The organism is Paenibacillus thiaminolyticus (assembly GCF_007066085.1).
Classification (GTDB): Bacteria; Bacillota; Bacilli; order Paenibacillales; family Paenibacillaceae; genus Paenibacillus_B; species Paenibacillus_B thiaminolyticus.
Window position 1 is genome coordinate 5,692,468 of sequence record NZ_CP041405.1, and the last position, 13,903, is coordinate 5,706,370.

Below are 13,903 nucleotides of genomic sequence, written 5' to 3' on the forward strand. Positions count from 1 at the left end.
CCAATGAACGGATGACGGGGGATAGGAAATGAGACGTTCCATCATCGAAAGCGCGGTCCAATATATCGAGACCCATCTGAAGGGACCGCTGCACGCGGACGAGGTCGCCCGGCATGTGCATATCTCCTACTACCACTTCCACCGTATGTTCCATGCGATGACGGGGGAGACGCTCGGAGACTATATCCGCAAGCGGAGACTGACGGAAGCGTCGCTGGAGCTGATGGGAACACAGCGGCCGATACTGGACATCGCCGTCGATTATCAGTTCGAGTCGCATGAAGCCTTCACCCGCGCATTCAAAAAAATGTTCGGCCTGTCCCCGTACGCATTCCGCCGCAAGGGGATCCGTCCGGTTGTCAACAGCAAAGGAGCGCTTATCGGCCCGCGGCTGCGCCATCGCGTCAGCAGTATCAGCCTCGAGCCGGAGATCGTTGAGCTGGAGCGGAGCATCACGGTCATCGGGCTGCAGGGCCACAGCAATCTGCGCGACAATCATATCCCGGACATGTGGTCCGAATTGCTCCGGCAGCGCCGGGAGGCCCCGTCCGGGAGCTTGGGGTCGACGGCTTACGGCATCTGTCAGGCGATGGGGGCGATGCCCTTGCATGATCTGAGCGAGGAGACGATATTCGGCCAATTCATCGGCTTCGAGGCGGCCGGGGACGGGGCGCCTCCGCCAGGGATGGCGGCTTATGTGATTCGCCCGGGCAAGTACGCGGTCTTCCGCCACCGGGGCCCAACCTCCTTGCTGCGCAGCAGCTATGAGTACATTTGGGGAACGTGGATGCAAGCCGCCTCCTGGGAACTGGACGATCGCGACGATTTCGAACAGTATGGAGAAGATTTTTACGGAACGGAGCATGAGGACTCCATCATTCGGATCTTTATCCCGGTCAAGCCGGAGACCGGCGCATCCGGTTGAGGGCAGAAGCCAAGAGACATGACGCAGAAAACAGAACGTAGTGTGCAGGACGTAGAAGTGGCATAACAAACGCAGAATATAGAACGCATAACACATGCATAATACAGAACGCTTGAATGCAGAACGCTTGAATGCAGGACACGGAACGCAGAACGCATAACGCTCAACAGAGTGCGCCAACGGCAGAACAGATATCACAGAAGATATCAGAGAAGGCAGAACGCGGGGCATAACACAGAGAAGGTAGAACGTGGAGCATGATACAGAATGCAGAACATAGAATGCAGAACATAGAATGTAGAACGCTGAACGTCAAATGCTAAATGCTAAATGCTAAATGCTAAATGCTAAACGCTAATTGCTAAATGCTAAATGCTAAATGCATAATGCGCACGCTGCCAACAGAGGACGATCTTTTCCGGCACGCACGGAAAAGGTCGTTTTTTGTGCTGGAGGCCCCCAGACCGCAACAAGGATAGAAGCGTGTTCCATTTGATCCCGCCCTCCGCCGCGAACTCGTTGTATAATATAGGTATCATGGCAAGGAGGAACTTATCACGTGACATTAATCAAGCAACTGACGAATCAGGACGACTTTATCGGCTTTTATTTGCTGAAGGAGCTGGAGGTCAAGCAGACGAACGGCAATCCGCCGAAGGACTATTTGGACATCGTCCTGTGCGATGCGACCGGGCAGCTTCCAGCAAAATATTGGGATGCATCCCCGACCGATAAGGAGACATTTTTCCCGATGGGGCTCGTGAAGGTGCGCGGCATCGTGCAGACCTACCGGGAACGGCTGCAGGTGAAAATTCTGCAAATCCGTCCGGCCAAGGAGGAGGACGGGGTGACATTGACCGATTTCATTCGTTCGGCCCCGATTCGTCCCATCGACCTGATTCATGCAATCAAACAGGCCATCTCCAGCATTTCCGATAAGGAGATTCGCGCGCTTGTCTCCTTCTGCGTAGAGAAGGTGGAGGAGAAGCTGATGCACTACCCGGCGGCGAAAACTCATCACCATGCCTATTTCGCAGGCTTGGCCTACCATATGGTGCGCATGCTGGAAATCGGGGACTTTCTGTGCCGGCAGCGGCCGTTCCTGAACCCGGATCTGCTGAAGGCGGGCATCATTCTTCACGATATTGCGAAGCCGGAGGAAATGGTGGCCCAACTCGGCATCGTATCGGAATATAGCGTTCAAGGCAAGCTGGTCGGCCATATTTCGATGGCATCGAACTGGATTACGGAGGCAGCCCTGCGCCTCGACATCGATCTTGATTCGCCGAAGGTGCTCGGCCTGCAGCATCTCGTGTTGTCTCATCATAATCTGGGTGAATGGGGCAGCCCCGTGCAGCCGCAGACGCCGGAGGCGGTGGCGCTCCATCATATCGACGCGCTTGACGCGAAGCTCCAGATGGTCGAGGATGCGCTGGACACGACGCCGGAGACGGAGGAGTGGACGCCGTTCATCCGCGGCTTGGAGAACAAGGCGATCTATCGGATGAAGCTGTAGTACATAAGTTTAACCAGCGTACAGGCCGGAAGGCAGCGGGTTCATGTTCATTCATGGATCGGCTGCTTTTTTTGGCGGCTGTTCTTGAGGGATCAATTTAGAGACATTTTAAAGTCAAATGATTGGAAAATCTCCCGAGTATAATGAATGTAAGCGCTTTATATTTTGGGAGGTGGACCTGTTGAGCAACTTCGACACGGAGCTGAATCCAGCCCGCAATCCAAGCAGTCTATGGAGGAAATGCTTGCTCCTTCTCGGCCCGGGCTTCATTACTGCCGCAACTGTCCTCGGTCCGGGGAGCATTACGGTCAGCAGCAGCGCCGGGGCGCTTATGGAGTACTCGGTGCTGTGGGTGCTTGTCATCGCTGCCGTATTTATGTCCGCGTTCACCGCCATTGCCGGCAAGATCGGCTGCCTGAACCGCGATTCGCTGCTCTTCATCGTTCAGCAGCAGTACGGGCGCTGGCTGGCCATTCTCATCGGGCTAAGCGTGTTCCTGATCACGGCGGGCTTCCAGACCGGGAACAACATTGGCGTCGGCCTGGCCTTCGACGCCGCATTTGGCGGAGGCATTGCCCTGTGGGCAGGCGTCTTTCTCGTTATCGCCCTCGTATTTATATGGACTTCTAGCAACTTTTACAAGCTATTGGAAAAGGTAATGATGCTGATGGTCATTCTGATGATCATCGCCTTCATTGGGAATCTGTTCCGCATATCGCCGGACCTGGGCGCGCTGGCCGCCGGCTTCGTCCCTTCGCCGCCCGCGATCTGGGGGCTGGTCATTGCCATCTCGGCGACAAGCTTCAGCATTGCCGGGGCTGCCGGGCAAGCCTATATGGTTCAGGGCAAGGGATGGCAGCCGCAGGATCTGCGCAAGAGCAACGCCAGCGCCATTGTCGGGATCGTGGTCCTGTGCGGTCTGACGCTCATTATTATGATTACGTCGGCAGCCGTGCTCGCCCCCCAAGGCATTCAAGTACACAGCGCCCTTGACATGGCTGTACAGCTGGAGCCGCTGCTTGGCCCGCTAGCGAAATGGCTGTTCCTTCTCGGGCTGTTCGCGGCTTCCTTCTCCTCCTTCGTCGCCAACGCCGTCTTAGGGGGAATGCTGCTGTCGGATGGCTTCGGCTGGGGCCGCACCTTGAACGACAAGAGCGTCAAAATCTTCACTTCCCTGCTGTTGGCGGGGAGCACGCTGATCGCGATTCTGGCCGAGGCCAATCCGATTCAATTGATTATTATGGCGCAGGCATCGACAGTTCTCGGAGCGCCGCTCATCGCCATCGTGCTGCTGCTGCTCGGCAACAACAAAAAGGTCCTCGGCAGCCGCACGAACGGCTGGTTCACGAATGTCACCGCGGGACTAGCCTCTCTCTGGCTCCTCTATTTATCTGTAAATCAGTTGCTGACCTTCTTGCAGTAGGAGCGAGTAGGAGCGAGTAGGAGTGAGTAGGAGTGAGTAGGAGCGGCAAAAGCAGGAAAGAGCAATTGGAAGGGGGGCTCATAGGCAGGCATTGCATAATGAGTGGGGTAACGGGTCAACAGAGAATAGGGAGGCGGGAAAAATGGCGGCGGGCAAAGCGGCGGAAGGTGGGGGATAGGCCGCCTGCTTTTGTGGAAGATGGATGATAGGCCGCCGCCTGCCTTCTGGTGGAAGACGGATGAAAGACCGCCTGCCTTCTTGTGGAAGACGGAGATTAGGCCTCTGCCTTCCTGCGGCATACGGTCGAGGCTGATGTGAAGATGGGTGAGAGAATGAATCCTGCGTGAATAAGGCTGATGAGAAAGTCCGAGGGATTTTGTAGCACTTCATTTTTGTGTGGTGGACTCGTCTCTCCGTAGAAAAAATCGATTTAAAACGCTATGGGTGCCAAGTTTTGAGTAGGAAAATGGACAATCTCCACCCCTTCGTAAAAAACAGGGGGTTTCCAACGGCATGAAAACTGCACCATTTCCCTAGACACGTTTGTCCGGGAGGCGAAATCCGCAAAACTGCACGATTTCTCCAGACACGCCTGTTCGGTAAGCGAAATCTGCAAAACTGCATGATTTCAACACCTATTCAATAAGCGAAATCCTGCGTAAATACAGCAATTCGATATGGACGACTTTACTAGAAAGGGAATCCTGCAAAACTGCAGGAATTTCACCCGTTTCGCTTCGACTTGAAGCAAAAGGGCCCAAAATGATGTAGATTTGCAGCAATTCCTCGGGATGTGGACTGATTGAGCCGAAATTCCTGTAAAATAGCAGCAATTCCCTCCACACGTTCAAGCCCCAGGAGGCAACGATGCTTCCTGAAGGAGATGATGCCCTGAAGGCGATGATGCCCCCAGGATCCGACGCGGTCTCTTTTATCCCGTAAAATCAGGCCGTTGAGAAGTTAATGGGAATTTTCGCCACTTTATTTTTTATTTAGTGGATCTCGTCTCTCCGTAGAAAAAATCGACCTAAAACGCTCTGAGTGCCAAGTTCTGATTAGGTAAATTAACATCTCCAGCCCTTCGTAAAAAACAAGGGTTTTCCAACAGCCTGGTGAATGCAGCAATTTATGCTGTTTGAGCCGCTATTTGGTGGAATTCCTGCAAAAGCACCTTATTTTCACCTCTTTGTATCTTGAGGGGAGCCAGTTGCTTGCATAGCTCACTAACGGTCGATTTGGAGAACTCCGTCCCGCACAGTTCTTCGGTGATATTGCTTACTTTTCGCGTTGAGACACCATTAAGCACCATCTCCATCATGGCTAAGACAAGGGCTTGCTCACTGCGGTGGTACCGAGAAAAAAGTTCCGTGGAGAACTGACCGTTGCGGAAACGCGGCACTTGCAGGGTTAATTGCCCCACCCGTGCTGTCAGCCGATGCCGATGCGGATATGATCCATTACGGTAACCTGCACGTTCTTCTGAGCGCTCATAGTGCCCCGCCTTCAGCTGTTCCGTTGCTTGTGCCTGCAATACTTGATTCAAGATGGACCCTAATAGGGCCGCAATCCCCGCATCTCTTGATTCGGATAAAACAGTTGATGCAAAAGTTGTGAATCTAGGGTATTCTGGTATTAAGTCATAGCTAGATCCTCCTTCGGAATGTTGTCTCGACAACCTCATTCTATACGAGGATTCTTGCTATGGCTCTTCTTTTTTGCCATTTGCTTTTTACACAATTATATGGACTTAGCTTTTAGTCCAATGGATAGCCGGGAATTGATGCAGTTTTTTCAGTCACTTCGCTGCGCACTTACACCTTTACAGCGCTTGTAACAGGCATCCCTGCGCCAATGGAAGCGGCGAACCATCGTCTGATCATGATGACAACTCCTATTCTCTCCGCGTAAACTAAAAACACAAGGGCAGTATTTCCCTATTCCGTCTAGGGATATTTCCATTCTTCTATGCTAAAAGGAGCTGGAACGCAAAGCCCCGGATCGCGGCGTTGCCTGCGCATGGGCCGGGGCGGAATCCGTTTCCAATTGCCTGCTGAACAAGGTACGCTGCCGCCGCCAGCGAACCCTGAATTATTGCCTTTACACAGTTCTCTTCGGTCGTCATAATGAGAACGGAATAATATTTTCCTGATGGGCTGCGGCTGCAGACGGATGAGTTTTACGATTCGAAATGGATTGATTTGATTCGGAAACGAATCAGCACGGAGCGGGGGGCGGCATCGGAAGGGATGGTGTACGCCCCGGCTGCTCCGTGCAGCGGAAGAAGCCGGAACGGGTATGGGAGCCCGAGTTCCGGCTTTTTCGCGCTGGAAGGCGCTTCACAGAAATCCGTTCAGCCGCGACATCTCCCGCGTCGTCTGAAGAAGCAGGGCGAGCCAGCGATCCACATGCTGCTCCATCCGCTCGCTTGGCCCGATCAGACTGATGGAGGCGAGAACGCTGCCGTCGCTCTGGAAGATAGGCGCCGCAATGCCGGTGACGCCGATATTGCGCATATTGGAGCTGATCTCATAGCCCTGGCTCCGGATATGTTCCAGACGGAGACGCAGCTGCTCCGGTTCGGTGATGGAATGGCTGGTGAAGGCCGTCATCGGCTCGTTCAGCACCGCCTCCTGAAGCGCCTCTGGCCCGTAGGCGAGAATGACGCGCGAAGCGCTGGTCGCATAAAGCGGGAAGCGCCGGTAACCGTCAATAATGAAGCGAATCGGCAGGGGGGAGTCCAGCTTGTCCACGTAGATGGCATCCATATGATCACGAATGCACAGGCAGACCGATTCCTTCGTGGCGTCGGCCAACTGCTGTAAATATGGCCGGGCGAAGCCGACCACATCATCGTCATTCTTCACTTTGTTGCCCAGCTCCAGCAAGGTGTAGCCGAGCGAATACAGTTTGTTTCGCGGGTTCTGCTTGATGAATCCTTCGCTTTCCAGCGTGGACAGCATCTTGTGAACGGCGCCCTTGGACCATGTCAATTCCCGGCTCAGATCCGTCACTCCCCACTCTTTGCCGCCACGAAGAAATAATTTCAGCAGCGTACAGCATTTCTGTACGGAGGTCAGATAATGCTCCATATTTTCTCTCCTACTTCTGCTAGCCTAGCCATTGCACTTGCCGGATTCCGGCAGGCCAGCGCGCTAGATATCGCCAATCATTTTGTCGAATAATACCCTATTATCAAGTGTTAAAAAGTGACAAATATCATTGTTATATATTGAACATACCATGCCCCTGTGCTAAAATCAAACCAAGTTTCACTAATTATGAACAATGTTCACTAATGGTGAACAAAATGGAGGGGGAATGATGATGAAAAGACAATGGGTGCCGCTGCTTCTGCTGTGCGCGTTAGTGGCGTCGCTGTTGACCGCTTGCGGGGAGTCCAAATCCGCTGCCGGGGATGGAAGCGGTTCCAACTCGCAGGGGCTCGGGGGAGAACTGGTCGTAGCGGGCAATGGCGCCACCGTGGAGGCGTTGATGAAGGATGAGATTTTCAAAAAGTTCAATGCCAAGTATCCGGACGTAAAGCTCTCCTACGTGTCCGGGGTATCAACGGATATTGTCGCCAAGGTGACCGCGCAGCAAGGTTCGCCGCAGATCGATGTCGTCGTCATCGAGGGCGGCGAGCAGGAGGCGGGCCGGGGGAAAGGTCTATGGGAGCCGCTTGATCCTTCCGCCGTGCCGAACATGTCCAAGGTGGACGGAGCGTTAGCCGTGGCGGAGAACAGCGGCGTGACGGTGAATTATACGCCGATGGGCATCTCGTACAATGCGAAGCTGGCCCAGGAGAGAGGGCTTCCCGTGCCGGAATCGTGGAATGATCTGGCCCGTCCCGAGATGAAGGGCCAGATTACATTAACAGAGATGTCCAGCAATTTCGGCCGTTCGGCGACGATTATGCTTGCTTACGCGAACGGCGGATCGGAGCGGGAGATGGCGCCGGGGTTCGAGAAGCTGAAGCAGATTGCCGGATATATGCCGACCTTCGCCAAGACGGCGGCGCAGCTGCAGCAGAATCTGCAGAACCATACGTCCGTGTATACCGCCTGGACGATGGCCCGCAGCATCGTGCAGAAGGATCAGGGCGTGGAATTGGAATTCGTCATTCCGAAGGAAGGGGCCAATATCGTCCCGAACGTTGCTTCGCTGGTGAAGGGCGCGAAGCATCCGAAGGCTGCCGCGGCATTCATTGATTTCTTATTGACGGATGAGGTGCAGACGCTGTATGCGACGAAGCTGTATTACAACACGGCCGTCGATGTAGAGCTGCCGGAAGAGACGGCGAAGCTGCTGAACTTCGACAAGAGCCTCATCGTCCCGTTCGATTACGGGACGATCAGCGACAACACGAAGCAATGGCTCGACACGTTCAACAAAGAGGTCGCGCCTCTGGTAGGCAAATAGTAAGCAAACCGATGACAGGACGGAGGCAGGCTCATGACGATCACGTATGATGTAGAATTGCAGAATATCCATAAGCGGTTCGGCGGGACGGTCGTCGTTGACCGGTTCGACTTGGCGGTGGAGCGGGGAGAATGCGTCACCTTCCTCGGCCCGTCGGGCTGCGGGAAGACGACAACCTTGAACATGATTGCCGGCTTCCTCGAGCCGGACGGCGGAGAGCTTCGCATCAAGGGCCGCTCGATGCGGGGGGTTCCGGCGAACAAGCGCGATCTCGGCATGGTGTTCCAGACCTATTCGCTGTTCCCGCATATGCCGGTCGGCGAGAATGTCGCTTACGGCCTCAAACTGAGAAAGACGCCGAAGGGAGAGACAGCGGATCGCGTGCGGAGGGTGCTTGATCTCGTCAAGCTGCCGCATGTGGCGGACCGCTATCCGAAGCAGCTGTCCGGGGGACAGCGGCAGCGCATCGCGATTGCCCGGGCGCTGGTCACCGAGCCGTCCCTGCTGCTGCTCGACGAGCCCCTCAGCAATCTGGATGCGAAGCTGAGGGAGGAGCTGCGGGAGGAATTGAAGCGGCTCCAGCAGGACATCGGCGTGACGACCATCTTCGTCACCCATGATCAGGAAGAGGCGATGTACTTGTCTGATCGGATTGTCGTACTGAATCATGGCGCCGTGGAGCAGATCGGCACGCCTGATCAGATATACGAGGCGCCGGCCACCGCCTTCGTGCATGAATTCATCGGCAAGTCGAACCGGTTCGCGGCCGAGGTTATCTCCACTGGCGAGCAAGGGGGCGAGCTAAGGACGGCGGGCGGACTGCGGTTCCGAGCCGGGCGGCAGCGTTACCCGTTCCGGGAGGGAGAGCCTGTGCACGCTTATGTGCGGCCGGAGCATATCCGGGTCGAATTCGGGCAGGAGGCCGGCGGGCCGGCGAGCGAGGAGCCGAATACGGTATCGGGAACAATAAGCTTGCTGTCCTATCTGGGCGCCTATGGCGAGATGGTTGTCCATACGGCGGGCGGCGCCATCACGGTGCGGACGCACTCGCCGCGCCGGGCCATGGCTGCGGCCCAGGGACAGGCCGTCAAGCTAACGTGGGACGAGGCGGATGTGCTCGTCTTCCCGCGAGGGGAGGCGTGACGGATGGAGCAGGGCCGACGGAAGTCATGGATTGCGCTGCTGCTTCTTGCGCCGAGTCTTATCCTCATCCTGGGCGTATTCCTCCTGCCGATGCTGTATATGTTCCTCATCAGCGTCCGGGAGGACGGGGGAACGGGAGCCTGGACGATCGCGCAGTACCGGTTGTTTTTCGTGGATGTGTACTATGCGGAGGTGCTGTGGCGAACGGTCAAGCTGAGCGCGTATACCGTCCTGGCTTGTCTTGTCCTCGGCTACCCGGTCGCCATGTATATGGCCCGGGCCACGCCGAAGATTAGGGGGCTGATTACCTTCCTTATCATCTCGCCGCATCTGATTAGCGTCGTGATTCGGAATTTCGGCTGGGTCGTCATTCTAAGCGACAATGGCTTCATTAACAACAGCCTGCTCGCGCTGGGGCTGATCGAGAGCCCGCTGCGCCTGCTGTACAACGAGCTCGGCGTCGTTATCGGCTTGACGGACTCCCTGATCGTCTATATGGTGCTGGCTATCGCCACCAGCCTCTATGCCGTAGACGCCTCGCTGTATAAAGCGGCCGGCATTCTCGGCGCGTCGCGTCTGCGCATGTTCTTCAGCGTTACTTTGCCGCTCAGCATGCCTGGAGTATTCGCCGGAACGACGCTGGTGTTCAGCCTGGCGATGAGCGCCTTCGTCACGCCGGCCTTGATGGGCGGCACGTCGGTGAAGGTGATGCCTGTCATCGCCTACGAGCAGATGATGGCCGCTTATGATTGGTCGCTTGGCGCGGCGCTGGCCTTCCTGTTGCTCGGATCGACGCTTGGGCTGGTGTCGGTATTTACGAAATTGGTGGAGACGAAGCGATATAAGGAGGTGTTCTCGTCATGACGAACCGAACGGGGCGGTTTCGCATTTCCCCCCTAGGCATCATTGCGTTTCTCGTCGTCTTCTTCGTGGTCTCGCCGCTTCTTATTATTGTGCCGACCTCCTTCACGGCGACAGGGGTGCTTCGCTTTCCGCCAGAGGGCTTCTCCTTGCAATGGTATGCGAAAATCCTGGAACGGCCGGAGTTCATCGAATCGTTCTGGGTCAGCTTGAAGCTAGCCGCGGTGACGGCAGTCCTGGCGACGCTTATCGGCACGCTGGCCGCCTTCGCGCTGCACAAGTACAAGCCGCCCGGGAGCGGGGCGCTGAACGCGCTGCTCCTGTCGCCGCTTACCGTGCCGTCGCTTATTATCGGCATCTCGGCGCTGCTGTTCTTCACCCGCATCGGGCTGGCGGGAACGTTCGCCGGGCTGCTGCTGTCCCACATCCTGATCTCGGTGCCTTATGTCGTCCGGCTCGTGCTGACGGGGCTCAGTTCCTTCGATTACACGCTGGAGAGGGCAGCGGCCATATTGGGGGCGCATCCGGTGCGGACGTTTTGGGATATTACGCTGCCGGTTATCCGGCCGGCGATTTTTTCCGGAATGGTGTTCGCGTTCCTGACGTCCTTCGATAATGTGACGGTGTCCTTGTTCTTGATCTCGCCTTCGACGACGACGCTGCCGATGGCGATCTTCAATTATATGCAGGAGTCCTTGACGCCGCTGGTCGCTTCGATCTCTTCGATTATGATCTTGCTGAGTCTGGTCTTCATTTTCCTTTTGGAACGGGTATACGGCCTTGATCGGTTGTTCGGCTCCCATTCCCACTCTCATTAAGGCAGGTTGAACGGATATGAACTACTTACCACGGTTGGAACGGCGGCTGCCCGAGATGATGGCGCTGCTCGAGCAAAGCGTGAACATGGATTCCCCGTCGGCGGACAAGGCGTTGACGGATCGGTTGATCGGCTGGTATGAGGAGCGGTTCCGCGAGCAATTGCAGGCCGAAGTCGAGCGGGTACCGAACGAATTATATGGCGATCGGCTTGCCGTCCGCATAGGCAGCGGTCCCCGCCGCATCTTGCTCGTCGCCCATGCCGATACGGTATGGACCGCCGGGGAAGCGGGCAGACGCCCGTTCCGCGCAGACAGCAAGCGGGCCTACGGGCCTGGCGTGTATGATATGAAGGCCAGCTTGATCCAGGCCTTGTATGCGATGAAGCTGCTGCAGGCGGAGGGGCGGCTGCGCGACTCGCTGTCGATCGTGCTGCTCATCAACAGCGACGAAGAGATCGGCAGCCCGACGTCGCGGGCATGGATCGAGGCTTACGCGAAGGAGAGCGAAGCGGCTCTTGTGCTTGAGCCTCCGCTGGAGCCGAACGGGGCCTTGAAGACGGCCCGCAAAGGCAGCGGCCGCTTCCTGCTGGCGGTGCAAGGGCAAGCCGCCCATGCGGGGGTGAATCCCGAGGCGGGCATCTCGGCGGTGGAGGAGCTGGCCCGGCAGATTATCCGGCTGCACTCGTGGTCTGATGCGGACCGCGGCATCCAGATCAATGTGGGCAAGATCGCCGGAGGCATCGGCGCCAACGTGGTTGCGGATTATGCCGAGGCCGAGATCGATGTGCGCGTAGATACGATGGACAACTTCCGGAGCTTCCCGGGGAGGCTGAAAGGGCTTGCTCCCAGTCTGCCCGGCACCCGCCTGCGCATCGGCGGCGGTATGAACCGGCCGCCGATGGAGCGGACCGCGTCAAGCGCCCGGCTGTATGAGATTGCCCGCTTGGCAGCCCGGGAGGAGCTGAGCTTGGAGCTGGAGGAGGCCGGCACTGGCGGCGTCAGCGACGGCAACTTCATCGCCGCCTGCGGCACGCCGACACTCGACGGGCTCGGCGTCGGCGGGGGCGGCGCGCATTCGCCGTCCGAATTCATCTGGGTGCATGAGCTGACCCGCCGCACGGCTTTATTGGCCGGCATTTTGGAGCGGATTTAGCTCTTCTCAGGCCGCCGGGGCATGTGGACGGGCAGTGCTGGCAATTGGATACGGCAGGGGAACAGATCACGATCAGCGTTAGAATACTCATGAACCTTTTGGCAGATTCGTATTCAACTAACTTTATAATAAGAGAAGAGGCTGTCCCATAAGTAGCTTTTACTTACCTGTGGGATGACCGTTAGATTCGAGAAAAGGTCGAGTTAGGGTTTGCATTTATTCCCGTACTCGACTTTTTTTGCTTCATCGCCGCCCTTGAAAGGATAAATTTGACTTAACAACCTTTTTATGATACTTTTCATAATTATAGTTTTTCTTTCAGCGAAGTCGTTTGCTTTCCAACAAGAATGATAGTTTGAAATCTTTCTCGTTACTAACTTCGATAGAAGGAGAGAGTGATATGACTACAGTGAATTGCATGCGCGAAGATCTGCATTATCCATTGGGTGCCTTTAGTCGATTTGTGGTAAATGAACTTCCTCCCCTGAATAAGACGGGCTCCCCGGCTGACCTGTTGAGGCTCGGCCTTTCTCATCTGCCAGATGATGATCAGCAACTCATCGAGTTCGCATATCATCGTCCATACAATGAAAAGGTGCTGGCAATGGGGGATTTGGGCATCTACCTCATTTCGTGCTTGAAGCAAGGGATCCTTGCTCCTGAACTGCACAGGGTGTACTCGATTTTGGACCTTTTTTCCTTGCTGACTGGTTTAATTCCACGGGATACGTATGCTTCGTATATTGCCTACAATCCTGCAGATTCTCTGCGAACGTTTACGGGGGATGCCAGTGAAGTCGCTTTTATCACTCGGCACCAACAATCGGAACTGGCGCTTAAGCCGGCGGTTGAGGAATTGGTGAAGCTTCAGTCGGCTCCGGACATGCCGGAGCGCCTGGAGATTCTTGGGGCAGTAAAGGCGGCTATGAGGCAGGTGCGCAAGGAAAACGCCGAGGTGCACAAAGGGGTGGATCCCGTCTTTTTTATTACCTTTTTCAGAGATTATTTTTTTCCCGTCGAGGTGAATGGGATTAGCTACAATGCGCCTAGCGGCGTGCACATCGCGGGCGTGATCCTGACTGATCTGATTACAGGTACCGCAGATGATGGCTATATGGCAACGACTCATGATCTTTTACCGTATTTGGAGCCATGCGAGCAATTCCGCATCAAAAATGTGATGGCTGCTCCTTCTTTAAAGCAAACCTATTCCGCCGATTTGAAAGCCGGGAGAGATCGATCTTCCGAATTGACCCTTCTAGTCGATATCTACGATGAAATCATCAAATTCCGCAATGTTCATCAGGGACTAGTCAGCAGATATATCCGCAATCAAGATGCTTCCGTTGCGAGAGGTACGGGAGGATTCGCATTCGATATCTTTTTACAAGAGCGCATTGACGTCGTCGCTCAAGCGAAGCGTACCGTAACGGATAAGCTAGAACCTCGGGTGTGATTCCGCCAAACCATAAGTCTGATCCGAAGCCAAAGAATTAATGGGCTATACGCGTTCCTCACCAGGGCTATACGTCTCTCACCATGCAAGCCGCACTGCTAATGACATCCAAGAACCCCAATCAGGCTGTACAGAGTCTTTCCAAGAACGCCCGTGCACACTTCATTTAAAATAGGGAGAAGGATGAAT

The 13,903-nt window shown here is 55.5% G+C and carries 10 protein-coding genes and 1 pseudogene; 9 read left to right on the forward strand and 2 right to left on the reverse strand.

Translation table 11 applies throughout. The features are described from left to right. Nucleotides 1-28 precede the first annotated feature (28 nt). The 3 genes from FLT43_RS25280 (at nt 29) to FLT43_RS25290 (ending at nt 3,864) form a co-directional block, all read left to right on the forward strand. Nucleotides 29-925, forward strand: coding sequence for a GyrI-like domain-containing protein (locus FLT43_RS25280; RefSeq protein WP_087442005.1), 897 nt, complete (start codon nt 29-31; stop codon nt 923-925). Between the two features lie 559 nt (nt 926-1,484). After that, a complete protein-coding gene (locus tag FLT43_RS25285; RefSeq protein WP_087442006.1) occupies nt 1,485-2,441 on the forward strand; it encodes a 3'-5' exoribonuclease YhaM family protein in 957 nt (318 codons plus the stop codon). A gap of 172 nt (nt 2,442-2,613) precedes the next feature. Further along, nucleotides 2,614-3,864: an NRAMP family divalent metal transporter gene (locus tag FLT43_RS25290; protein WP_244194157.1), complete on the forward strand. Its 1,251-nt coding sequence runs from the start codon at nt 2,614-2,616 to the stop codon at nt 3,862-3,864. 1,189 nt (nt 3,865-5,053) lie between these two features. Here the strand turns inward: FLT43_RS25290 and FLT43_RS25295 are convergent. Together FLT43_RS25295 and FLT43_RS25300 are read right to left on the reverse strand one after the other, a co-directional pair. Beyond that, nucleotides 5,054-5,469: pseudogene (locus tag FLT43_RS25295) on the reverse strand (transposase); the annotation flags it as partial. A gap of 731 nt (nt 5,470-6,200) precedes the next feature. Then, nucleotides 6,201-6,953 (reverse strand): IclR family transcriptional regulator, encoded by a 753-nt coding sequence (locus FLT43_RS25300; protein ID WP_087442007.1) that lies wholly within the window; start codon nt 6,951-6,953, stop codon nt 6,201-6,203. Nucleotides 6,954-7,188: 235 nt separating this feature from the next. On the opposite strand from FLT43_RS25300, the gene FLT43_RS25305 reads away from it, so the two are divergent. From FLT43_RS25305 to FLT43_RS25330, 6 genes are all read left to right on the forward strand, one after another. After that, nucleotides 7,189-8,283 (forward strand): ABC transporter substrate-binding protein, encoded by a 1,095-nt coding sequence (locus FLT43_RS25305; protein WP_087442207.1) that lies wholly within the window; start codon nt 7,189-7,191, stop codon nt 8,281-8,283. A 33-nt stretch (nt 8,284-8,316) separates the two neighbouring features. After that, nucleotides 8,317-9,426, forward strand: coding sequence for an ABC transporter ATP-binding protein (locus tag FLT43_RS25310; RefSeq protein ID WP_087442008.1), 1,110 nt, complete (start codon nt 8,317-8,319; stop codon nt 9,424-9,426). Nucleotides 9,427-9,429: 3 nt separating this feature from the next. Next, nucleotides 9,430-10,290 carry an ABC transporter permease gene (locus FLT43_RS25315; RefSeq protein WP_087442009.1) on the forward strand — a complete coding sequence of 287 codons (861 nt, stop codon included), beginning with the start codon at nt 9,430-9,432 and terminating at the stop codon, nt 10,288-10,290. Next, nucleotides 10,287-11,105: an ABC transporter permease gene (locus FLT43_RS25320; RefSeq protein ID WP_087442010.1), complete on the forward strand. Its 819-nt coding sequence runs from the start codon at nt 10,287-10,289 to the stop codon at nt 11,103-11,105. The genes FLT43_RS25315 and FLT43_RS25320 overlap by 4 nt, the downstream gene beginning before the upstream one ends. A 16-nt stretch (nt 11,106-11,121) precedes the next feature. Beyond that, the gene (locus FLT43_RS25325) at nt 11,122-12,258 is read left to right on the forward strand and encodes a M20 family metallopeptidase (RefSeq protein ID WP_087442011.1); all 1,137 of its coding nucleotides are present in this window, start codon (nt 11,122-11,124) and stop codon (nt 12,256-12,258) included. A gap of 400 nt (nt 12,259-12,658) precedes the next feature. Then, the gene (locus FLT43_RS25330; protein ID WP_087442012.1) at nt 12,659-13,714 is read left to right on the forward strand and encodes a monodechloroaminopyrrolnitrin synthase PrnB family protein; all 1,056 of its coding nucleotides are present in this window, start codon (nt 12,659-12,661) and stop codon (nt 13,712-13,714) included. Nucleotides 13,715-13,903 lie beyond the last annotated feature (189 nt).

Excerpts from the sequence above, each read along its gene's own strand:
- FLT43_RS25310 (WP_087442008.1), top strand. The coding sequence starts at position 8,317 with ATGACGATCACGTATGATGTAGAATTGCAGAATATCCATAAGCGGTTC.
- FLT43_RS25305 (WP_087442207.1), top strand. The coding sequence starts at position 7,189 with ATGAAAAGACAATGGGTGCCGCTGCTTCTGCTGTGCGCGTTAGTGGCG.
- FLT43_RS25315 (WP_087442009.1), top strand. The coding sequence starts at position 9,430 with ATGGAGCAGGGCCGACGGAAGTCATGGATTGCGCTGCTGCTTCTTGCG.
- FLT43_RS25330 (WP_087442012.1), top strand. The coding sequence starts at position 12,659 with ATGACTACAGTGAATTGCATGCGCGAAGATCTGCATTATCCATTGGGT.
- FLT43_RS25320 (WP_087442010.1), top strand. The coding sequence starts at position 10,287 with ATGACGAACCGAACGGGGCGGTTTCGCATTTCCCCCCTAGGCATCATT.
- FLT43_RS25280 (WP_087442005.1), top strand. The coding sequence starts at position 29 with ATGAGACGTTCCATCATCGAAAGCGCGGTCCAATATATCGAGACCCAT.
- FLT43_RS25300 (WP_087442007.1), bottom strand. The coding sequence starts at position 6,953 with ATGGAGCATTATCTGACCTCCGTACAGAAATGCTGTACGCTGCTGAAA.
- FLT43_RS25325 (WP_087442011.1), top strand. The coding sequence starts at position 11,122 with ATGAACTACTTACCACGGTTGGAACGGCGGCTGCCCGAGATGATGGCG.